Source organism: Niallia sp. RD1 (assembly GCF_024219955.1).
GTDB lineage: Bacteria > Bacillota > Bacilli > Bacillales > Cytobacillaceae > Niallia > Niallia alba.
The window spans coordinates 3,392,310-3,414,150 of sequence record NZ_CP100420.1 but is presented as its reverse complement, the minus strand read 5'-3'; the positions used below and the strand labels follow the sequence as shown (position 1 = coordinate 3,414,150).

General features: G+C 35.2%; 20 protein-coding genes. All 20 read right to left on the bottom strand.

The window, feature by feature from the left end; all coding sequences use genetic code 11:
• Positions 1-62 precede the first annotated feature (62 nt).
• The 20 genes from murG to NKG37_RS16100 all read right to left on the bottom strand — a co-directional run bounded on the left by murG (position 63) and on the right by NKG37_RS16100 (position 21,518).
• Positions 63-1,166 (bottom strand): undecaprenyldiphospho-muramoylpentapeptide beta-N-acetylglucosaminyltransferase, encoded by a 1,104-nt coding sequence (gene murG, locus NKG37_RS16190; protein ID WP_254414941.1) that lies wholly within the window; start codon positions 1,164-1,166, stop codon positions 63-65.
• A 529-nt stretch (positions 1,167-1,695) separates the two neighbouring features.
• The gene (gene spoVE, locus NKG37_RS16185; protein ID WP_016201010.1) at positions 1,696-2,796 is read right to left on the bottom strand and encodes a stage V sporulation protein E; all 1,101 of its coding nucleotides are present in this window, start codon (positions 2,794-2,796) and stop codon (positions 1,696-1,698) included.
• A gap of 314 nt (positions 2,797-3,110) precedes the next feature.
• Positions 3,111-4,463, bottom strand: coding sequence for a UDP-N-acetylmuramoyl-L-alanine--D-glutamate ligase (gene murD / locus NKG37_RS16180; RefSeq protein WP_016201009.1), 1,353 nt, complete (start codon positions 4,461-4,463; stop codon positions 3,111-3,113).
• Positions 4,463-5,437: a phospho-N-acetylmuramoyl-pentapeptide-transferase gene (mraY, locus tag NKG37_RS16175; RefSeq protein WP_016201008.1), complete on the bottom strand. Its 975-nt coding sequence runs from the start codon at positions 5,435-5,437 to the stop codon at positions 4,463-4,465. Before mraY ends, murD begins: the two co-directional genes overlap by 1 nt.
• Position 5,438: 1 nt before the next feature.
• The gene (locus tag NKG37_RS16170; protein WP_016201007.1) at positions 5,439-5,879 is read right to left on the bottom strand and encodes a hypothetical protein; all 441 of its coding nucleotides are present in this window, start codon (positions 5,877-5,879) and stop codon (positions 5,439-5,441) included.
• Positions 5,863-7,344 (bottom strand): UDP-N-acetylmuramoyl-L-alanyl-D-glutamate--2,6-diaminopimelate ligase, encoded by a 1,482-nt coding sequence (locus NKG37_RS16165; RefSeq protein ID WP_254414940.1) that lies wholly within the window; start codon positions 7,342-7,344, stop codon positions 5,863-5,865. The genes NKG37_RS16170 and NKG37_RS16165 overlap by 17 nt, the downstream gene beginning before the upstream one ends.
• 452 nt (positions 7,345-7,796) lie before the next feature.
• Entirely contained in the window at positions 7,797-9,707 is a 1,911-nt protein-coding gene (locus tag NKG37_RS16160; protein ID WP_016201005.1) for a stage V sporulation protein D, read from the bottom strand.
• Between the two features lie 206 nt (positions 9,708-9,913).
• Positions 9,914-10,039, bottom strand: coding sequence for a hypothetical protein (locus NKG37_RS26125; RefSeq protein ID WP_263479827.1), 126 nt, complete (start codon positions 10,037-10,039; stop codon positions 9,914-9,916).
• Positions 10,040-10,321: 282 nt separating this feature from the next.
• On the bottom strand, positions 10,322-11,227 hold the full coding sequence (locus tag NKG37_RS16155) for a nuclease-related domain-containing protein (protein ID WP_254414939.1): 906 nt from the start codon (positions 11,225-11,227) through the stop codon (positions 10,322-10,324).
• A 125-nt stretch (positions 11,228-11,352) separates the two neighbouring features.
• Positions 11,353-13,479: a penicillin-binding protein gene (locus NKG37_RS16150; RefSeq protein ID WP_224428031.1), complete on the bottom strand. Its 2,127-nt coding sequence runs from the start codon at positions 13,477-13,479 to the stop codon at positions 11,353-11,355.
• Between the two features lie 3 nt (positions 13,480-13,482).
• Positions 13,483-13,842, bottom strand: coding sequence for a cell division protein FtsL (gene ftsL, locus NKG37_RS16145; protein ID WP_016201001.1), 360 nt, complete (start codon positions 13,840-13,842; stop codon positions 13,483-13,485).
• Positions 13,843-13,866: 24 nt separating this feature from the next.
• Positions 13,867-14,799: a 16S rRNA (cytosine(1402)-N(4))-methyltransferase RsmH gene (gene rsmH / locus NKG37_RS16140; protein ID WP_254414938.1), complete on the bottom strand. Its 933-nt coding sequence runs from the start codon at positions 14,797-14,799 to the stop codon at positions 13,867-13,869.
• Between the two features lie 64 nt (positions 14,800-14,863).
• On the bottom strand, positions 14,864-15,295 hold the full coding sequence (gene mraZ, locus NKG37_RS16135) for a division/cell wall cluster transcriptional repressor MraZ (protein ID WP_016200999.1): 432 nt from the start codon (positions 15,293-15,295) through the stop codon (positions 14,864-14,866).
• Positions 15,296-15,561: 266 nt separating this feature from the next.
• The gene (bshC, locus tag NKG37_RS16130) at positions 15,562-17,196 is read right to left on the bottom strand and encodes a bacillithiol biosynthesis cysteine-adding enzyme BshC (RefSeq protein WP_254414937.1); all 1,635 of its coding nucleotides are present in this window, start codon (positions 17,194-17,196) and stop codon (positions 15,562-15,564) included.
• 303 nt (positions 17,197-17,499) lie between these two features.
• Positions 17,500-17,895 (bottom strand): DUF3397 domain-containing protein, encoded by a 396-nt coding sequence (locus tag NKG37_RS16125; protein WP_016200998.1) that lies wholly within the window; start codon positions 17,893-17,895, stop codon positions 17,500-17,502.
• Complete coding sequence (locus NKG37_RS16120) at positions 17,892-18,806, bottom strand: 2-dehydropantoate 2-reductase (RefSeq protein WP_254414936.1); 915 nt, start codon at positions 18,804-18,806, stop codon at positions 17,892-17,894. Before NKG37_RS16120 ends, NKG37_RS16125 begins: the two co-directional genes overlap by 4 nt.
• Before the next feature lie 637 nt (positions 18,807-19,443).
• Complete coding sequence (locus tag NKG37_RS16115; protein ID WP_016200995.1) at positions 19,444-20,010, bottom strand: RsfA family transcriptional regulator; 567 nt, start codon at positions 20,008-20,010, stop codon at positions 19,444-19,446.
• Between the two features lie 157 nt (positions 20,011-20,167).
• Positions 20,168-20,614 (bottom strand): 2-thiouracil desulfurase family protein, encoded by a 447-nt coding sequence (locus tag NKG37_RS16110; protein ID WP_169188339.1) that lies wholly within the window; start codon positions 20,612-20,614, stop codon positions 20,168-20,170.
• Between the two features lie 124 nt (positions 20,615-20,738).
• The gene (gene rpmF / locus NKG37_RS16105; protein WP_016200993.1) at positions 20,739-20,912 is read right to left on the bottom strand and encodes a 50S ribosomal protein L32; all 174 of its coding nucleotides are present in this window, start codon (positions 20,910-20,912) and stop codon (positions 20,739-20,741) included.
• Positions 20,913-21,005: 93 nt separating this feature from the next.
• Entirely contained in the window at positions 21,006-21,518 is a 513-nt protein-coding gene (locus NKG37_RS16100) for a YceD family protein (RefSeq protein ID WP_016200992.1), read from the bottom strand.
• Between the last annotated feature and the right edge of the window lie 323 nt (positions 21,519-21,841).

Here is a 21,841-nt window from a genome sequence, read left to right as displayed (position 1 = left end):
GTCCACCTTTTTTATAAACAAATCGAAAATTTGCGTTGTCATCAAACTTCCGATTTACATTCCTATTTTTTCTTGCTGTCGATTACTTCCTTCATGACATTATACAGCCTCATTGCTGCATCAGGAATACCTAATTTTTGGGATGCCTCTTTCATTTCCTTTAATACACTAGGATTCAGCATAATTGCATCCATCTCTTCGACCAATTTTTGCCCATTCATTTCCTTTTCTAAAAGCATTTTTGCTGCCCCATTACTTGTTAATGCATTCGCATTTTTCTCCTGATGATTGTTGGTAACATAGGGGCTAGGCACAAGGATACTCGGAATACCAAGCGAGGTTAACTCACTCAGTGTCGTTGCACCTGCTCTTGCAACCGTTAAATCAATGCTTGTTAATACTTCTGGCATATTATGAACAAATGGCTTAATAATGACATTTGTAGGATTTCCGACAAGCTCCACTTCTTTTTTCACAGCTTCATAATGGACTTCTCCTGTTACATAAAGAATTTGATAGGCTTTCTTTCCTAATTGTGGTAACGCAGCAATCACAGCATCATTTATCGGTCTTGCCCCTCTGCTTCCACCAACTATGAGAACAGCAGGCTCATTTAATTTTAATCCGACCGATAAACGACCTTTAATTCCATCTTGATTTAACACTTCCGAAGCTCTTGGATTCCCTGTCATCACCACTTTTTCTTCTGGAAAAAAAGAAGCTGCTTCTTCAAAGCAAATCGCTACTTTATCAACATATTTACTTAAAAATTTATTGGTTAACCCTGGAACACTATTTTGTTCATGAATAATAGTAGGTATTCCAAGCTTTGCTGCTGCATATACAACCGGTCCACAAACATATCCGCCTGTTCCGATTACAACATCTGCGTTAAACTCTTTTAAAATCGCCTTGCTCTTTTGTACACCTGAAATAAATCTCCAAACAGTTTTCAAATTTTCTGGGGAAAGTTTTCGTTTAAACCCTGTAATATGTATTGTTTTTAATGGAATATCTTCTCGTCTAACCAACTTACTTTCGAGCCCTTGCTCTGTACCGACATATAGAAACTCAGCATTCTTCACTTCTTTTTTTATCTCGCGAATTAATGCTAATGCAGGGTATATATGCCCCCCTGTTCCTCCGCCGCTTACTACTATTTTCATTCTTTCCACCTCAAAATACTTCTCTTATCTATTTCTGAAAAAAATCGTTATTTTTCTTCTCACTTATATTATAGCTTCAATTAACATAAAACAGAAATAATCTTCTACTATTTCCTAAGATATTTTTTACCTTTGCGTTATCTCCCAAATAATAGATACCTTATTGTACTATATTTTAAACACGCTTTATGAATATCTTAAAATTGATAATGAAATGTAACACTTTCCTCTTGCCAGCACGTAAATTTGTCATGATTGAAAAGGGATTTTCATATGTGTGAAAAAAATAAATTTTTTGTATTCTATAATATTTTAAAAAAAAGACATAAAAAAACTAGTAAAGAGAAAAAACACCCTCCACTAGCTTTTTTAAAATATATTCGATAAAGAAAACTTCCATCAATGAAGGTTTTTCTTCATCCCCACTGATCGCTTGTTGCACTTATCGGACCATTACGGGAGAATTCCCTCACCTAGTCTCCTTAATTTTCCGCAGCTTGCTGTTAGATGTTAAGAGTGGGATGAAATTTCAGTACCTTGAAAATCTGCTCACGTTTAAGAGGATACCTATTGCAATCAACATTAGTGTAAGAGAGGATCCTCCATAGCTTAGAAATGGGAGTGTAATCCCCGTTACAGGCATAAGTCCTGTAACAACTCCAATGTTAATCATAACTTGTATAGCAACCATGGAAATAATACCAACGGCTACAAAACTTCCAAATAAGTCTTGTGCACCTAATGCTATTCTTATTCCTCTCCATAGTAATAAAGCAAATAATAATAAAATTAAGGAACCGCCGATAAAGCCTAATTCTTCTGATAGAATAGCAAAAATAAAATCTGTCTGTGGCTCTGGCAAGTAAAAGAATTTTTGCCTGCTTTCCCCAAGGCCTAAGCCGAACAAACCACCTGGTCCTATCGCATAAAGCGATTGTATGATCTGAAAACCACTTCCTAACGGATCAGACCATGGATCTAGAAATGAAGTTATCCTTTTAATTCGATAAGGAGCGGATGCAACCAATCCAATAAACCCAGCAACACCGATTAGCCCTAATATTACAAAGTGACGAATCCTAGCACCAGCAATAAAGATCATTACGATACTTGTACCAACCATAACAGTTCCAGTACCTAAATCTGGCTGAAGCATAATCATCCCAAAGGCTAGAAATACAAGACCTAAAGATGGGAGTAATCCTTTTTTAAAGGAAATTATATGCTTTTGATTTTCCGATAGAAATTTTCCCAGGAAAATAATCATTGCTATTTTCATAAATTCAGAGGGCTGAATGGAAAATGCTCCTACACCAATCCAGCTTTGTGAACCATTCCGAACTAAACCAACTCCAGGAATTAATACGACTATAAGTAAAACAAAGCAAACAATAATAATTGGTTTAGCCCAAGATCTCCATATCCAGTAATCAAGGTTCATAATAAATAACATTGCAGCAATTCCAACACCGGCAAAAAGCATCTGTCTCTTTGCAAAAAAGAAGGAATCCCCTAAATTTCGTTCGGCCATAACCGCACTTGCACTGTACACCATGATTAACCCTATGGCAAGCAACGTAAATGTGATGATCATTAAAATTATATCTGGAGTCGTTTTTTTTGATGGCACCATTAACACCTCGAATTGCAAGATTTAGGGCTTGCAAAAAAGAAAAGCGGATTGTATCCAGATTCCTGTATTACTTAAATCCGATTCAAAAAAAGAAAGCTCTGTAAATTAACGGTTGAAAATTAGGAAAAGGATTACGGTCTTTTATTCCCAAATAGGGATGATAACGGACCTGTTTGCTTTTCTCTATTCACCTTGTTATCATTTACAGAGCTTACTTTAAAGTAAGAAAGTTTTTATAGTGCTACTCTTTTGTTATCTGTTCATACAGATCAGAGTTTATTTTCTTTCAACGCCTACTTACAGACAAGCCCTTATTTAAGCATATGCACCGCATTGATAAAAATGTCTCCTCTGACCTCAAAAGTTTTATATTGATCCCAACTTGCACATGCTGGGGAAAGGAGAATTACCTCTCCACTTTCTGATAAGTCATAGGCTACAGGCACTGCTTTGTCCACATTATCGACGCGTTTAATGGTTTTTATTCCTGCAAGTCTCCCTGCCTTCTCCACTTTTTCTGCAGTTTGTCCAAATGTAATCATTGCTTTTACATTTTTTAGTGATGGAATGAGTTCATCAAATTCATTTCCTCGATCCAATCCACCTGCTAGTAAAATGACTGGTTCATTAAAGGCAGCAAGGGCATTTTGTGTAGCTAATATATTCGTTGCTTTAGAGTCATTATAAAATTTTCGTCCATTTACTTCTTTGATAAATTGCAGACGATGTTTAACCCCTTTAAAGTTACTTAAAACTTTAAAAATACTTTCATTAGATGCTCCTGTTAGTTTTGCAGCTGCAACAGAAGAAAGAATATTTTCTAAATTTAATGCACTTAAATAGGTTATATCTGAGAGTTTCATTACTTCTTCATCATTAAAATAGATGACATTATCTTTCACATATGCACCAAACTCAAGTTCGCGTTTCGCAGAAAAAGGGATAATGGTCGCTTTACTGCTCTTCGCGATATTCATTACAACCTCTTGCTCTACATTCACAATTAGATAGTCATTTTCGTCTTGGTTCTTCGCAATATTTCCTTTTGCTTTTGCATATTCTTCTCGTGTTCCGTGATAATCCAAATGTGCTTCATAAATGTTTGTAATGATTGCAATATGTGGTTTAAACTTTTCAATCCCCATTAATTGAAAAGATGATAATTCGATGACGATATTATTATCCTTCTTTGCCACTTGAGCCACGTTTGAAGCAACTGTACCAATATTCCCCGCAATAAGGGGCTTTTTCTTATCTGCTTCTAACATATCGAACAATAAAGTTGTCGTTGTCGTTTTTCCATTTGAACCAGTGATCGCAAGGAATGGTGCTTCTGAAACACGGTATGCAAGCTCCACTTCAGTAATTACGGGAATCCCACGCTCAATGGCCCCTTTAATCATTGGATTAAAGTAAGGAATCCCCGGATTTTTTACAATCAACTGAAATCCTTCCTCCAACAATTCAATCGGATGACTTCCACAAATCACTGTGATTCCTTGCTCTAATAAACCTTGTGCCTCAGGATTTTCGTCCAATGGCTTACTATCATTCACTGTTACAAAGGCACCTAAATTATGTAGTAATTGAGCTGCACTTACTCCACTTTTAGCAAGACCTAATACAAGTATTTTTTTATGATGATAATCATTAATTTGCTTCATTATAACCACACCTCAATATAAATTCCTAAAGCGGCGAATAATAATCCAACCGTCCAAAATGTAGCAACTACTCTCCATTCAGACCATCCAACCAATTCATAATGATGATGCAATGGACTCATACGGAAGATTCTTCTTCCAGTTGATTTAAATGAGATAACTTGGAGAATAACAGAAAGTGTTTCGATAACAAATACTCCACCAATTAATATCAATAGAATTTCTGTCTTTGTTAAAATAGCAATTGCAGCAATCGCGCCTCCAAGTGCAAGAGAACCTGTATCTCCCATAAATACTTTTGCTGGATGTGCATTAAATACTAAGAATCCTAATACTGCTCCAACAATTGCCACAGAGAAAATACTAATTTCAAATTGTGACTGACTCCATGCAAGCACAGCAAATGCTCCAAATGCAACAGCAGATGTTCCAGAAACTAAACCATCCAATCCATCTGTTAAATTAACCGCATTAGAGAATCCAACTAGCCAAAAAATAATAAATAACGCATAAAACCATCCTAATTCCAATGGCTTTTCAACAAAAGGAATCGAGATTGCGGTTGAAAATTCATTTTCTCGTAAAACAAAATAGAAAATGAGGGAAATAATAATCTGTCCTAATAGCTTTTGTCTAGATGTTAATCCTAGGTTACGCTTCATAACTACTTTTATAAAGTCATCTAAAAACCCTAATAATCCAAAACCAAGTAAAACTAAAAGAAGTAAATATGTCTTAATCGTTGGCTCTGAAAATTTATTAATCATTACTAATGTCGTTACGACAATAGAAAAAATGATCATTAAGCCACCCATCGTTGGTGTTCCCGTTTTTTTCTGATGGGATTTCGGTCCTTCTTCCCTAATGCTTTGTCCGAATTTCAATCTTCTCAAGAAGGGAATAAAAAAGGGAGAAATTAATACTGTTATTAAAAAGCCTAAAAGAATCGTAAAAAAGATAACTTTCTCCTGCATTTTAGTTCCCTCCTTTCGCTTGATTGCTTGTTTTTAATACATGCTCTCTAATTACCGGTATATCATATGATTCCATATTGGAATTCAGACTGTTTTCTTGCAAAAAAATAAAATTTATTGTGTTTTCTTGTTCTTGTAATTGTTCATCATAAATTTCGATCATTTTTAATATGCCTTCCTTTAAATCTTTTGTATAAAAAATAGGAAAATGATTAGGTGTATATGAAGGGAGTTCCACTCCTTCTTCCCATATTGCTCCTATTGCTCCATTTGCTATAGCAGTACTCAAATCACCAGAATGGTCTTTATATAATGGTATAAACAATCCTTTTGGCTGCTTGGAATCTGCTATAAATGACACGGTTTGAAAAAGCAAATCTTCTTTTACAAAACCTTTTGCTTCGGGTATCGCCTGAAGGATTAATTTATAGGACAGTGTCATTTTTTCTCTCCTCTATCGCTTCTTTTGCCACTAAACGATCATCAAAATCTAACACTTCAGAACCAATAATTTGATACGTTTCATGGCCTTTCCCTGCAATTAATATAACATCGCCTGGTTTCGCTTGATTTATGGCAAAGCGAATAGCCTCTTTTCGATCAGCAATAATCGTATAATTCTGTTCTCCCGTAACTCCTGCTTCCATATCTTTTAATATAGCAAGCGGATCTTCACTTCGAGGATTATCGGAAGTTAGGATAGCATAAGAAGCTTCCTGACAAGCAATTTTCGCCATTAAAGGACGTTTCGTCTTGTCTCTATCTCCTCCACAGCCAGCAATGACATAAACATTTTTCTTCGCAAATTCTTTCACCGTCTGTAACGCGTTTTGTAAACTATCAGGTGTATGGGAATAATCTACAATCACCGAGAAGTTTTGTTCTGCATTTACTGTTTCAAATCTACCCGCAACTCCTTCTACCTTTTCTAACGCCTTAATTGTTACCTCTAATGGAATATTGCTTGCAATCGCAGCACCAATGCTTGCTAACGAATTATACACATTGAATTTACCAACCATTTTTAGCTGTACTTGGTGTGTTCCAAACGGCGAATGCAGATCAAAGGATGTACCGGCTGCAGTGATTCTTATATTTTTCGCCATTATATCAGCATCCGTATCAATTCCATATGTAAGAATATGAGCAGCAGTAATGGTTTCATACTCTTTAGCTGTTGCATCATCTTTGTTTAAGATTGCAAACTTTGGCTTTTCTGATGTGAAAGCATTTCCTAATCTTGTAAACAATAGCCCTTTTGCTTTTTTATATTCCTCCATCGTACCATGATAATCTAAATGGTCCTGACTTAAATTTGTGAATACAGCTATATCATAATCGCAGCCAAATACTCTTCCTTCTACAAGGGCATGGGAAGACACTTCCATAACAGCTGTGTCGACCTTCTGTTCCACCATTTGATGGAAGAGCTTCTGAAGTGTCACTGCCTCTGGAGTAGTATTTTTTGTTTCCTGAATTTCCTCACCGATTTTCGTATACATCGTTCCGATGATTCCTGTTTTTTGATCTGCTTCTTTTAAAATAGCATCTATTAAATGACTAGTAGTTGTTTTTCCATTTGTTCCAGTTATGCCAATAAGCTGAAGCTTTTGTGTTGGCTTTTGATAAAAGACATCTGCCAGGATACTACCAGCCCTCTTTGTATCTTTCACAACTATAACCGGAATAGGTAAAGGTAATTTTCTTTCAGCAATGACAGCCACCGCTCCAGACTCATATGCTTTTTGGGCAAAATCATGGCCATCGACTGTATATCCTTTTATACAAATAAAAAGACTGCCATTTATTACTTTGCGATTATCATTCTCTATTGATTTTATTTCCACATCGTCTCCATCATAAGGGAGGTATGGGTGTAAATTCTCAATAAGTTTTTTTAATTGCATCGCTTTCTGATTCCTCTTTTCTCTAGCTCTATATGTAATCTGAATCACTTATAAAGTGAAACTTCCATCAGTGGGGTTTTCCTTCCTCCCCCACTGATGGTTAGTTGAACCAATCGGACCTTTACGGACAGTTGATCTCCCACCTAGCTTCCTCGTATTCTCAGAAGCTTAAGGGGGAGTCTTACTGGCCGTTAAGAGTGGGATAAATATTAATTATATACTAAATAATGACTCAACCATATAGATTATACAATTTTCTTAGCGTATTTTATTTTACATGATTAAAAAAAATTTATCTATGTTGTACCTTATTGTTGGAGAATTTATATTAGAAGAATAATTTAAAATGGAGGATATTTTTATGTATTTTTCTGTCCTTTTTGATATTTAAGGCAGTTTTTTATCCTATAGGACAAAATGCGGCACGTAGAAATCGGCCGCATTTTATCAAATTAATTAAATTGAACCAATATTGTGGAGCCATCCTTTACTTTTGTTCCTGGTTCAGGGGATTGCTTGATAACGGTATCTCCACTTCCACTTGATTCTATTTTAAGATTAATAAACATTTCACTAATGTCTTTTTTCGTATGACCTACAAGATCAGGCACTTCTATTAATGGATTTTCTGGATATTTATATACTTTATCAATTTGGTCTTTACGCGGTTCAACACCTAACGCTCTTAAACTATCTCCCATAATAGCCCCAACGATTGGTGCAGCAACAGCACTACCAAATTGTATGGTTCCTTTTGGATTATCTACTGCCACATAGACGACTAGTTCTGGGTCATCGGCAGGTGCAAACCCAATAAAAGAAAGAATATAGTTATTCTCTAAATATCTTCCACCCGATGCTTTTTGGGCTGTTCCTGTTTTTCCACCAACCCGATACCCTTCCACAAAGGCTTTACCTCCGGATCCTTTTGCAACAACATTTTCTAATGCCCTTCTCACTTCTTTGGATGTTTCTTCAGAAACAACCTTTCTTTTTGCAACAGGCTTCTTCTCCATGACTACTTCACCAGTGGCTGGATCAATTAATTCTTTCGCCACATAAGGAGTATATAGTGTTCCTCCATTAATTGCTGCCGAGAGCGCTGTTACTTGTTGAATTGGCGTTACTGCAACCCCTTGACCAAACGCAGTAGTTGCTTGCTCTACTGGTCCTACTCTGTCCATGTTAAACAATATCCCTTTTGACTCCCCCTGTAAATCGATGCCTGTTTTCTGTCCAAACCCAAAATCACGAATATATTGAAAAAGCTTATCTTTTCCTAGACGTTCCCCTAACTCCACAAAACCTGGGTTACAAGAGTTTTGAACAACTTCCAAGAATGTTTGCGAACCATGTCCGCCTCTCTTCCAACATTTCAACTTAGCTCCGCCTACTTCGGCGTAGCCCTTATCATAAAAAGTGTCCTTGTCTAAATCTACTTTTCCTTCTTCGAGAGCTGCTGCCAAAGTGATGATTTTAAAAGTAGAACCTGGTTCGTATGAACTCCAAATTGGTAAATTTCGATTATAAACTTTTGAATCAACATTTTGAAAATCTGAAGGATCAAATCCTGGACGACTAGACATCGCCAAAACTTCACCAGTCTTTGGATTCATCGCCAATGCTATAATTGATTCAGGTTCATACGTTTGTTCTGCAATATCCAATTCTCTCTCTACAATCGTTTGAATTTTTGTATCAATCGTCAGTACTAAATCATTTCCATTTACTGGAGCTTCATAAGCATCAGCCATATCATTCATTCTTTGACCTTTCGCATCAGAATAATATTGAACAGACCCTTTTTTCCCTTTTAACTCATCATCATATTCTAGTTCTAAGCCAATTAACCCTTGATTATCAATGCCTGCAAACCCTAAAACATGGGATAAATAATTTCCGAAAGGATAGGATCTCTTGGAATCTTCTCCAATATAGACACCATCTATATCAAGCGCACGAACTTTTTTTGCTTTTTCATGCGTAATTTTCCTTCCTTCTTTTAAGCGAACGCTCATCTCCTTTTGAATAATCTGCTTATAAACAGATTCTTTATCTGCTTCTAATACTTTTGCAAGCTTTTCTGCCGTATCTGCTGGATCTTTAAGCTGTCGTGGTACTATATAAACTGTTGGTGCACTAACATTTGTTGCCAGCGCTATTCCATTACGATCCAAAATCTCTCCACGTTGTGGCTCAAAAGCAATTTGCCGACTCCATAAATTTTTCGCTTTAGTTGTAAGCTCGTCCCCCAGAAAAAATTGAACATACGCTAATCTTGCATCAATAATAAAGAAAATAATTATCCCAGCAACCAGCGCTATCAATAATCGTTTCCGGACGGTTACGTTTGAAACCCGCATACAGATGGAACCCCCTTTATACTAGCTCAATTGAAATATATGCTTGTACGAAAAGGAATAGAACGTTTAGTATTTGTTCCTTTTCGGGGAGGGATTGAGGGGGTTTTTTACTGATGAAAGTGGGTTTCTTTTCTTTTTCTGATTATTTTGTTGGTCATTTTCTTGGTGATCGCTACTTTTGCTGCTTCTTTTGTTTATTTTAGTGTTCATTCCCTTGATGAAAACCACTTTTCCCGCTTCTTCTCTTTATTTTGGCGTTCATCCCCTTGATGAAAACCACTTTTGCTCATTCCTCTGTTTATTTTGGCGTTCATTCCCTTGATGAAAACCACTTTTGCTCATTCCCCTGTTTATTTTGGCGTTCATTCCCTTAATGAAAACCACTTTTGCTCATTCCTCTGTTTATTTTGGCGTTCATTCCCTTGATGAAAACCACTTTTGCTCATTCCCCTGTTTATTTTGGCGTTCATTCCCTTAATGAACGCCTCTTTCCCTTACCTTTCAATTAATTTCGCGATTCTCCCTCCAATGACCACTGTTTTTTCTTTTTACTAAGTTTACTTTCAGCTTTTATCCAATAAAACAAATAAATTGCTAGACCCCACCACTATCTTTCACTCATAGTACGCCCATTGATGTACACCAATAAGCCTATAATGCTTATCTAATATTCTCTTAATTCTTCGCATTTCTCCCGAGATCAGACACCAGTCATAAATTTCTTTTGTCGTTATCTTTCTTTCTGGAAAAAGCAGCTTAAACTCTTCAACACTTCGTAAAACAGCTTTATCCAAGCTTTCTGTATATCCACATGCATCACATTTGATCATTGAACGTTCTGCTGAAATGATCAGTGAGTTACATTTATCACAAAGGATTCCTTTCTTAAGCTCATCATAGGTATAGCTTGAAATTCTTCGATAAGATGATTCATTCATATGAAGAGCTATCAACTTTTCAGCTAAGGTCGTATGCTGTTTTTTCACTTGTGATCTGTTCATTTCTAATGATTTAACATAACGAATTAATTGAGTAGGATAAATGATAGGCAAATGAAGTGGAGCTTGATATAAGGTGAATTTTTGGTTTACAAAAACAACATGAGGGACAATTGGAATGGAATAACCAAGTTGATGAATTAATTGTCTTAATAAGGAATCGGTTCGTTTTAATTGAGTAATAGGATTATTGATTTCTACTTTATTGTTTTTCTTATAGAATCGATCATTTTCATAATAAAAATCACCTTCATAGTTCTTAATTTCATAGAGATGGAGTGCTTCTCCTTCTATCAATAAGGAGTCGATTTGAAATGTCGTTTGGTTTGATTGTAGTAATAAATCATTTAATATAATACTATTTTGAGCTAAATTCCTTAAATAATCATCAAACCGCCTCTCTCCTTCCCAACCTTTTTTATGATTGTAGTCTCTCAGCTTCATTTCATCTGATAATTCCATCCGGCTATTTAATGATTTTAACAAAGCTAATTCTGGTGGTTTCTTTCTTTTTTTATACAACTTTCACCCCTCCTATTAATTTTAAAGAGTTACAAATTCAACTCTTATTTCTAGTATACAATACCTTGTCCATCTCCAACAAAAAAGCTCCACCACATCTCAAAAATGTAGTAGAGCTTACCCTCTTACTCCGGCTCTTTTAACTTAACCGTTAATTTATCATTTTCTTTAACCTTTGACCCAGCTTTAATGCTTTGAGAAGATACATATCCACTTCCGGAGATTTCAAGCTTTAATTTATTTAAATCTGCTACTTTTAACACATCACGTAATGACCAGCCCTTCATATTAGGAACTGTTTCTTTACCATTTGTCTTTAAAATAACTTTTTCTCCTTTTAGATAAGTCTCACCTTTGACTGGAAGTTGTTCTTCCACTGTTTTACCGTCTCCGATAATAATCGCATTTAACCCCTTATCTGCTAGAATTTTCTTCGCTTCTTCTGCAGTCATTCCACTTAAATTCGGAATTGCAATTGGTTTCGAAGCTTCTCCTTCAGTTGGAACAATATCCATATATTGAAGACTGCTCTTCATAACAGAAGTGAAAATTTCCGCAACAGGTTCAGAACCTACCTCTGTTTCCTTCAGTTCTGGCTGCTGTACAGCAACATACATGATTAACTCAGGATCATCTTTTGGGGCCATTCCTAAAAATGAAAAAATATAATTATCACTGCCTGTTAAATAGCCGCCGCCACTTTTAGGAATTTGCGCTGTTCCTGTTTTACCAGCAACCGGATAGCCATCAATATTAAATTTTTTATAACCTGTCCCTTTTTTGCTTGTAATAACTGTCTCAAGAATATCGCGAACCTCTTTGGCTGTTTCAGCTGAAATCGGTGTCCCGGCAACTTGAGTCTCGCCTTTTTTTATTACTTCTCCGGTATTCGAATCTTTAATTTGCTCGATTACGTACGGCTTCACCATTTTCCCATCGTTCGCCACTGCTGTCGCTGCTTGGATTTGTTGAATTGGTGTTAATGCTGTACCTTGACCAAAAGCTGTCGTAATTTTTTCGATTGGCCAGTTAAACACAATAGAGCTATTCGCTTCTCTTGGAAGGTCAATCCCTGTTGTTTGATCAAGACCAAATTTCGTTAAGTATTCTCTAAATGTATCAAAGCCTATTTTTTCTTTGGCTAGTTTTGCAAAGGCTACATTGGAAGATCGTTGAACACCTTCCAAATAGGAAATAGATCCCCAACCTACACCACCGTTATGATCGCCTATTCCTTCATATCGACCCGACTTATATTCTTCATTTGGGTTAAATACCCCTTCTTCAACAGCTGCCGCTAAGGTAAATATTTTCATCGTAGATCCTGGTTCATAATTGGTTTCGATCGCTTCATTATGCCAAGAGTCGGTAATTCCTTCTCTTGTTTCAGGATCAAACGATGGTCTTTGACTCATCGCTAAAATTTCTCCTGTTTTTGGATTAGCTACGATTGCAATCATTTTCGCAGGATTATATTCATCATTCACTTTATTCATGGTATCCTCTAAAAAGGATTGAATTTTTTTATCGAGCGTTAAATAAACATCATTACCATTTTTTGCAGGCACAATTTTATCCTTACTGTTTGGTAAAATATAACCCCAAATATCCTTGCTATACTGCATGCTACCATTTGTTCCTGTTAGCATTTTGTTTAAACTTTCTTCGATGCCAAGTCTACCCGTTTCTTTGCCATCTGATTCTTCTAAATATCCAATTACATGGGAAGCAAAAATACCATTCGGATAAAATCTCTTTTTGCCTTCAACGATCTGAATGCCAGGGAGCTTCAAATCTTCAATTTTCTTTTTGGTTTCATAGGAAAGGTCCTTACCTGCCTTTCCAAATTCCACTTGTTTAGCTCCCTCTTTTGTTAAAATTCTATAAATCTCTGACTCTGTTAAATCGATATATTTTGCTAGTTCTCTAGATGTTGTTTCCGGATCTTTGACATGAACGGGGTTGTTCTTGTCATGCTCACTTAACTTTTCATCTGTTACTGCAACAAGTTTATAGGAAACTGCATCCTCTGCAATTACTTCTCCATTACGGTCCAATATACTACCTCTAGATGCCTCTAATATACGAGAAGTATTATGTTTTTTTTCTGCTTGTGCAGCAAGTTCTACACCAGACACTTCTCCTGTTGCCTGAATATAGACAAACCGAATAACTAAAACAAAAAAGAGCAGACAAAAGAGAACAAAGAGGATGGCTGCTCCAAAATTAATATTAGGCTGTTTTCGAATCATTGCTTAATGCACAACCTTTACACTGTCTTTACTAAAATCTAAACCTAATTTACCTGCTACTTCACGTAAACGCTCAAAGCTACTTAAATTCTTAACCTGTGTATCTAATTCCTTATTTGACTTTTCAATAGAATTGACAGCATTTTGTGTGACTTGAATTTCTTTGTTGACTTGATAAATCTCTGCTTGGTTGCTCACGATTTTCACACCGCCAAAACAAATAATGGCAACAAAGGCGATTCCGATAATCTTCTCACCAGGAGATAATAATGATTTAGTCTGTTTAATAACCTTTTTAACCGACTGTTTTTCTTCTTGATGTTGATAATGATCCTGTTGAATTTTTCTCGCTAAATTGCTCATTTAATTACCTCCTGCACCCTTTTGTTATTGTTTTTCAGCAACACGTAATTTTGCTGATCTTGCTCTGTTATTAAATTCTAATTCTTCTTCTGATGGAACAATTGGCTTTCTTGTTACTAATTTCAATTCCGGCTTAAACTCATCTGGAATGACTGGAAGTCCTGGCGGTAATGGCGGCAGTTCACTCGCTTTTTTAAATGCCGACTTACAGATTCTGTCCTCAAGGGAATGAAACGTGATAACACTAATTCTTCCGCCTGTATTTAATAACTTGATCGCTTGCTCTAATGAAGATTCAAATACTCCTAATTCATCATTGACTGCAATTCGTATCGCTTGAAACACTCTTTTAGCAGGGTGGCCACCTTTTCTTCTTGCAGGGGCTGGAATGGCCTCTTTAATTAATTCAACCAACTCTCCTGTTGTTTCGATCGGATGAGTTTCTCTTGCTGCCTCAATTTTTCTTGCTATTTGTTTGGAGAATTTTTCTTCCCCATAACGAAAGAAAATTTTAACTAATAATTCATATGACCAAGAATTTACAACATCATATGCAGTCACATCTGCTTCATTATCCATGCGCATATCTAATGGCGCATCATGGTGATAACTAAATCCACGCTCAGGGGTATCCAATTGCGGGGAAGAAACACCTAAATCATAAAGAATCCCATCTACATGAGTAATACCTAAGTGATGAATTTCTTCTTCTAAATAGCGGAAATTACTTTTGACAATGGTCAATCTGTCCTTATATGGTGCTAATTTCTCTTGGGCATTTTTTATTGCTATTTCATCTTGATCGAACGCTATTAATCTTCCACTACCTGATAATCTGGAAAGAATTAATTCGCTATGCCCTGCTCCGCCTAATGTACAATCCACATAAATTCCATCTGGCTTAATATCAAGGGCATCGACCGCTTCATTTAGTAAAACTGTTGTATGATTAAACATGAATCCACACCTGTCTATAAATTTTTCTTGTAGGTAGTATTTATTATGTACATAATGAAAAAAATTAAATATCGAATCCAATCATATTCTCTGCAATTTCTGCAAAAGAATCCTCTGATTCTGAAAAATAATTTTCCCACTCTTGTTTATCCCAAATTTCAATACGATTTGAAACACCTAGAATAACACATTCTTTCTCAAGCTGTGCATATTGAAATAAGGGGGAGGCAATATTTATGCGACCTTGTTTATCTATTTCGCATTCTGTTGCTCCGGAGAAGAAAAAACGGGTAAATGCTCGAGCATCCTTTTTAGTTAAAGGCAATTGCTTAAGCTTGTCTTCAATTATCTCCCATTCCGTTAGTGGGTAACCGAAAAGACATCGATCGAGGCCACGGGTTAGAATAAAGGTTTCACCTAAGTTCTCTCTAAACTTAGCAGGCACAATGATACGTCCTTTTGCATCGACATTATGATGATATTCCCCCATAAACATACCCTTGTCCCCCAGTTTCTAACCTCAATGTACCACATTCCCCCACTTTCCTCCACTATTAAATTTAATTCTAGCTATTTTGTTTATTTCCTGCAATAAAAATAATAATTTTGAAAAGATAAAAAGGTTTGATCGTTGCAAATTTTGGTTAATAACCTGTGATATTTCTAAAAGGTTATTGGAATAGCATCCTTACCTCTACTAAAAAACACATAATAATAACAAAAAACCGCCCTATAATTAGGACGGTTTCCATTTCTTCTTCCTTATAACTTAACAACTTTATGGGTTCCATCAAAAGTCATTGGTAAATTCATAACATCTTGAAGAATATCAATCCCGTATTTATTTAAGAAATAAGTAATGTTCCAGATTCTTTCTTGTGGGGAACCTTCAGGCTTTAAATTTTGTTCGATTCGACTAAATTTATTCACTATTACTTCATGTTTTAATTTCACTGAATCATCAACTTTATTTTGCATAAATTCTACTTGACTGATTAGAAAATCTTCATTTTTTTCCAATAATGGCAATAAACCTTTATGCTCTGCTTTTATTTCTTCTTCAATCTGATTGTATTTGGTTTCAATTACGTCTTTAACCTCACTTAGCAACCGAGCAATCTTTTCATTTGAAACTGACTGTAAAAATTGTGCACATTTTTCCGATGTTCCATTTATAAGAACATCTTTCATAGATAGTTTTAGTTCTTCTATATCCGCTTCCACACTTCTCTCTAACAGAGTAATATTTAGACGGGGAACAACGGGTGGCATTTTTATTTCTAAGTGTTCAAACGCCTTTTTTAGTTCTGCCCAATAAGCAATTTCTCCAGGTCCGCCAATAAACGCTAACGTTGGAAATAGAAGATCTTGTGTTATTGGCCTTGTAACGACATTATTACTTAATTTTTGAGGGAATTCACTTGCTATTTCTTTTAATTCATCGATTGTAAAAGATACGATTTTGTCTTTTCCAACAAAACGGTTGCCTCTTTCATCATATTGCAGCAACACTCTTTCTTGCTCTGTATCATCGTAATAAAACAAGTTAACTGGATTCTCTGCCATTTCAATAACAAGGGAATATCCATTTTCCTGTACTAATTTCTGTTGGGTGGACACTGCATCCGCCAATTGTTGAAATTCATTGATTTGTTTTAGAAAAATTTCTTTTTCTAACTTACGAATTTCTTTATCACCAGAATCAACAAGTAACAACCCATAATCTTTAAATAAGCTCATTGTCAAATAACTAAAGAAGTCAACAATTGTTGTAGACTCATCAACTGCCTTTTGCAAAAGTTGTAATAAAGACTGGGAATGATCTGTTTCCCCATAGGATTCAATGATTGTTTCCAGCCAGTCTGTACAGACCTGTTTATCAAGTTCTATATCTGAAGCCATTCTTTTATCTAGTACTCTTTGTGGAAATACAACTTTCTTCATTTTTTCCTTGCTTGGTGTGTATATATGATTGATTTCTAGATAATCATGATCCTCTCCAGCTACCCAGAATACAGGGACGACCGGGATATCCAATTCTTCTTCTTTTTGTTTTGCTAAAAGGATTATACTAATTACTTTATGAATCGAATACAGCGGACCAGTTAATACTCCTGCTTGCTGCCCGCCAATAACCACCACACTATTTTCCATTCGTAATTTAGCAATGGAATGCCTCACCTTATCACTTTGAGGAAAATTTTTCATATAAGCTTCAATATAGTCCGCAACATCATTTCTCATAAAAGATCTTGCTTCTAATTCTTTCACTCTCTTCTCATAACTACCTTTATCAAGATAAGAATAATGAAAAAAATCTTTCGTACTATTCTTTTGTTCTAAATAATCTGTTACGAACTTATTTGCCACAGGCAAAGAGAGATTTATCATCTCCATCTATGTACTTCCTTTCTCCAATTCGAGTTTTCCTTTTACTTTTATGTATTAATTCCTTATTAATAAAACCCCTTCAATAATAGGAGCCAACCACGAGCTTCTCCCTTAACACTAGTACTAATGAAAGAAACATCGATTATCATATTTAGTTACATAGAAAAGTATAGCATCCCTTTTATATAAAAGAAAAAAAGTTGCTTATAGCTTCTGCCAGTCCATAACCAGCTATTCATTCATAAACTGTCAGTAATAAAAATAAATCGTTAATTTGGTTGTATTTCTATTACCAAGTTGCAGGCGCTATTACACTATTCCCATTGCTTTTAATATAGATAGTAAAAGACCGTAAACGATTAATCCAACATATAAAGTGAAAAAAAGCAGAAATGTTACACGCCAAATCCCTTTAAATACTTTTTTATATTCGATTTCTGCTTTAAACTTCCAATGCATAATAACAAATAACATTCCAATCAACAAGATAAAAATAACAATATATAATAAGAAAGATGTATTCCAAATGGATTGAATAAGAAAATGTACAGACAGAATAAAAAAGATCGTGCTAATATCTATTGCTAGCTGAATAGAAAGCCGTTGTTTTTTTGTAATTAGCTTACTAATAACAAAAACAATAAATAATGTAAATATCGGAAAAACAACGAGAAAACTAATAAGCTGTGAAGTTACATTAATCATCGATAAAACTCCTCTCCTTCTCGTTCTTTTCCTTTAATCATATAATAAATAGTGGATGCAATTGGTGCATTCTTTTGTTTCTTTTTAGCTTCCTCTAGTATGTAACCCAAAATAGCGTCTATTTCCGTTGGTCTCCCTGCTTCTATATCCTTTAACATGGAAGATTTATTTAAGGCAGTATTTCGTATAACATCCAAACAATAATCTCGATACATCTTTTTATCAACTTCTGTTATCGTTAAAATCTCTAACACTTCATTCATGAACATATTTGCTAATTGAGCATAGTGACCATTTTCCAATAACTGACCATTTTGCACCTGCAAAATACTAGTTAAACCATTTACAATACTATTTACCACTAATTTTTTTTGCATCATCGTCTTATAATCATATTCCTTTATGAACGGAAAAACTTCATTAGTCATTGTTGTTAGCGAAACGAGTATTTCTTCCATTTCCCCTTTTACACAAGCTAATTTTGTTGCTCCAATTCCAGTATGTATTACCGTATGCGCATCTTCCTTCATGGCTCCATGCTCAACAATTCCAATCAATACATTAGCAACTTCCGTGTTCTTGATTTTCTCTATATGACTCATTCCATTTTGAAGAAAACACATTGCTTTTATTTGCGTTCCAAAAGCTTCCATCTTTTCATAAATAGGCGCTAATTGATATTGCTTTACCGTCACAATCGTAAGCTCTTCTAGTCCATTCCACTCTTCAAAATATCGCACATTTATAGTTCGAGCCTTCTTTTCCTCCTTAACCTTATAATAAATTCCACTCTGCTTAATTTGCTCATACTGGTTCTTTGACCGAACGTATAAAGTTACATCATACTTTTCCTCTAACTGGTAAGCACACAATAAGCCAATTGCCCCAGCTCCAATAATTCCAATTTTCATTCGAAGCTCCTTTACCGTTTCAAGTTATCGTTAGTTCTATTTTAACATTTTCTGAAATGTTTGTTAGTACGAAAAGTATAGGAAGATAAAAAAACTTATTCATTACTATTGTGCTATCGTCGCTAAGTGGAACAGAGATTAGTGAAAAGCATACTCTGTTCGATGTTATAAAGACCTCCATTATGACCAACAGAAAGAAATAGGGTTATTTACTTATTTGCACACTCTATTTTTCTATCATTAAAATCCAATAAAAAGAAAAAATGAAGAATGATTGAAATAATCGATAAACAATGAAGAATTTAATCATTTTGATGGGGGGAATAGAATGTTTACATCCATCGGAGAGAAATTAGAAGGGAATAATTAACCGTCGTTTCAAGTCTCTAGAATTTAGAATTTCAAAATTCAAATGATATACTCGCATTTTTAATTTATAAAAAACACCGCTCGCTTTCCTATAGCGAAAATGGAGGGAACAAACTTCTAGTGAGTCTCCTCTGCATCGCTATTCTAAACAGGAGTCGAGCGGACACTTTACCTAACTGACAGGATCCCTCCTGCAATAAGTCATATAACCTATCCATTATTGACACATATAATGTTACCATTTTAATGTAAGAGAAAAATAACTTAATTAACCCTTTGGCAATTTATCCTCATCTTTAAAAACCACCATTTGTCTTGCTTTCTCCATTAAATCAACTAATGCTTTATAAGCGCCTTCCATAGAGTCTAATTCGCTTTGTAACTCTTCATTTTCCTTCTTTAGCAACGTCAGTTTTTCTTCCAATTCCTTTGTTTTCTCTTTCACAGTGGAAGAATCAATATTTTCTTGCTCCCATTTCGTTGCTTTATCATATAAATCTTTTAAATATAGAATCATTTCATCGAATTGATTCTGTATTGGTGCTGGAGAAGCGGAAGGCTGGACAATTGCTTCATCTGCAGAAAATTCTTCTGTTCCATTTGTCTTTTTTAATTGCTTTCTTTGTTTTTTGGCAAGTTCAATACCAGATTTATATTGTTTGCGTACATATGAATTCCATCGAAATCCACACGCTGCACTTGTTCTTGATAATAGCTTCCCCACTTCTTCAAATGCTTGAAGCTGCGTACCGCCTTCTCTAATATGACGAAGAACGATTTCGGCAAGCAAAATATCTTCATCTTTTGACCAAGCATCTTGTCTTGTTGTTGTCATCAGTATACCCTCCTAGTGTTTTTTATTCATACATATGCATCTACTAGAAAAGATAGACTGATTTATTCATAATGAAAAAGAAAAAAATAACTGAATGCTGTTCTGAAAAATAACATTTATATAGCATCTAAAAAATATTATCTTTAGAAAAAAATCATCATAATAATTCTTCCTCTGAAACCACTTTGATACCATTTCTTCTTAAAATCGCAGTGGTTACCCCCACTCCTTCCTTTTTGGTTCCATCAAAAAAGCCAGTATATATATGGCTGCTACCACATGAAGGACTATTTTCTTTTAACACTACTATTTCAGCTTTTACGCTTTTAACAAATTCTAATGTTTTATAAGCTCCATCTATGTACATTTGCGTTACATCATTTCCGCTTGCATCTTTTACTATTGCATTGCCATCGATAACATCGTAGCCATTTCCGCCAATGATCTCTGCTGGTTCCCTCGGAGTAGAGAATCCTCCCATTAGTTCCGGGCAAACTGTCTTTACTTCTTTCATTTTCAACAGCTTTTCCACGTTGTCATTCAAACAATCTGTTCCATTATACCGGACCCTCAACCCTGCTAAACAAGAACTAACGACAATCACTCTCCATCACCCTTCACTATGTATTCCTATTACGTCTCAAAAAGAGACTTTATTCTAAAAATGGTTAAATGGAAAAAAACACAAGAACCAAAGTTCTTGTGTTTTTAATCAACAAAAAAGATAATTAGTTGCTTACAACTTCTTTCCCTTTGTATGTTCCGCAAGCGCTGCATACACGGTGAGCAAGTTTCATTTCACCACAGTTAGGGCATTCTACCATACCAGGCACTTGTAATTTAAAATGTGTACGACGTTTTCTCTTTGCAGTTTTAGATGTTCTTCTAAAAGGTACAGCCATTCGTCCCACCTCCTTAAAGAGTATTAAGAAAGTAATGAGAAAAGATGATTCCAATCTCACATGTTTCTTTTGCATAATTAACTATGAGTTTATTTACTCATTTTCAAAAAACTTAGCAAGTCCGGCAAGACGAGGATCTACTTTCTTATCCTGTAAATCTTGCTCTTGGATAACTTCCCAATCATTACCTGACTGAGGAGCACCCTCTTCTTTTGTATCTTCACAGAAGACTTGCATCGGTACCTCAAGTAAAAGAATTTCAGCAATAATTGGCTCTAAGTCAATTACATCCCCTTTTACTTGATGAACTTCCTCTTCGTCTGTTTCATATTCTGAAACTTTTAATAGGAAGGTTTCTGTTGTTTCAACATTAATTGGATAATCCACGTCTACTAAAGTACGAGAGCAAGGTAGCACGAGAGATCCTTTTATATTTAAATGAAAAGTCACTTTCGTTGAATCAATATCTGTACGTCCTGTTATATGAATAGGAGATACTTTTCTTATGGTTGGATCTGTTTCTTTAATCACATCCATATTTATTGTTTCATCAATTGGCAATCCCTTACTTCGAAATTTTTGTAACTGGCTTAACGTCCATTTCATATATATCACCCCAAGGCAACAAAGGTAATTATAGCTTTCATATAATTATTTGTCAATATTTTTTCTTTACAGTAAATAATAAGTGGATAAGTGATTATTCCCTTATTTATTTCGATTTCTTTTCTATTCTACCCATAATCAACAGAATTGCAACCAAAACTTTGATATAATCACCAGTTCTTTGCTCTTGATTTAAGCTTTAAGCTCGTGAGGAGTGTTGTTTTTCAATAGAAAAACTAAAGAAAACCATACTGACGCAAATAGGTTTCTCTTTTATAACCAATGTTTTTAGGATAAACTTTTACTAATAAAGCATTCGTTTT

Coding starts and splice junctions, on each gene's coding strand:
- NKG37_RS16170 (WP_016201007.1), bottom strand. CDS start 5,879: ATGACACTGTCCTATAAATTAATCCTTCAGGCGATACCCGAAGCAAAA.
- NKG37_RS16150 (WP_224428031.1), bottom strand. CDS start 13,479: ATGATTCGAAAACAGCCTAATATTAATTTTGGAGCAGCCATCCTCTTT.
- NKG37_RS16125 (WP_016200998.1), bottom strand. CDS start 17,895: ATGATTAATGTAACTTCACAGCTTATTAGTTTTCTCGTTGTTTTTCCG.
- murD (WP_016201009.1), bottom strand. CDS start 4,463: ATGAAGCAAATTAATGATTATCATCATAAAAAAATACTTGTATTAGGT.
- mraZ (WP_016200999.1), bottom strand. CDS start 15,295: ATGTTTATGGGGGAATATCATCATAATGTCGATGCAAAAGGACGTATC.
- rsmH (WP_254414938.1), bottom strand. CDS start 14,799: ATGTTTAATCATACAACAGTTTTACTAAATGAAGCGGTCGATGCCCTT.
- NKG37_RS16165 (WP_254414940.1), bottom strand. CDS start 7,344: ATGCAATTAAAAAAACTTATTGAGAATTTACACCCATACCTCCCTTAT.
- ftsL (WP_016201001.1), bottom strand. CDS start 13,842: ATGAGCAATTTAGCGAGAAAAATTCAACAGGATCATTATCAACATCAA.
- NKG37_RS16115 (WP_016200995.1), bottom strand. CDS start 20,010: ATGACAACAACAAGACAAGATGCTTGGTCAAAAGATGAAGATATTTTG.
- NKG37_RS16120 (WP_254414936.1), bottom strand. CDS start 18,806: ATGAAAATTGGAATTATTGGAGCTGGGGCAATTGGCTTATTGTGTGCT.
- bshC (WP_254414937.1), bottom strand. CDS start 17,196: ATGGAGATGATAAATCTCTCTTTGCCTGTGGCAAATAAGTTCGTAACA.
- NKG37_RS16100 (WP_016200992.1), bottom strand. CDS start 21,518: ATGAAATGGACGTTAAGCCAGTTACAAAAATTTCGAAGTAAGGGATTG.
- rpmF (WP_016200993.1), bottom strand. CDS start 20,912: ATGGCTGTACCTTTTAGAAGAACATCTAAAACTGCAAAGAGAAAACGT.
- NKG37_RS16160 (WP_016201005.1), bottom strand. CDS start 9,707: ATGCGGGTTTCAAACGTAACCGTCCGGAAACGATTATTGATAGCGCTG.
- mraY (WP_016201008.1), bottom strand. CDS start 5,437: ATGCAGGAGAAAGTTATCTTTTTTACGATTCTTTTAGGCTTTTTAATA.
- murG (WP_254414941.1), bottom strand. CDS start 1,166: ATGAAAATAGTAGTAAGCGGCGGAGGAACAGGGGGGCATATATACCCT.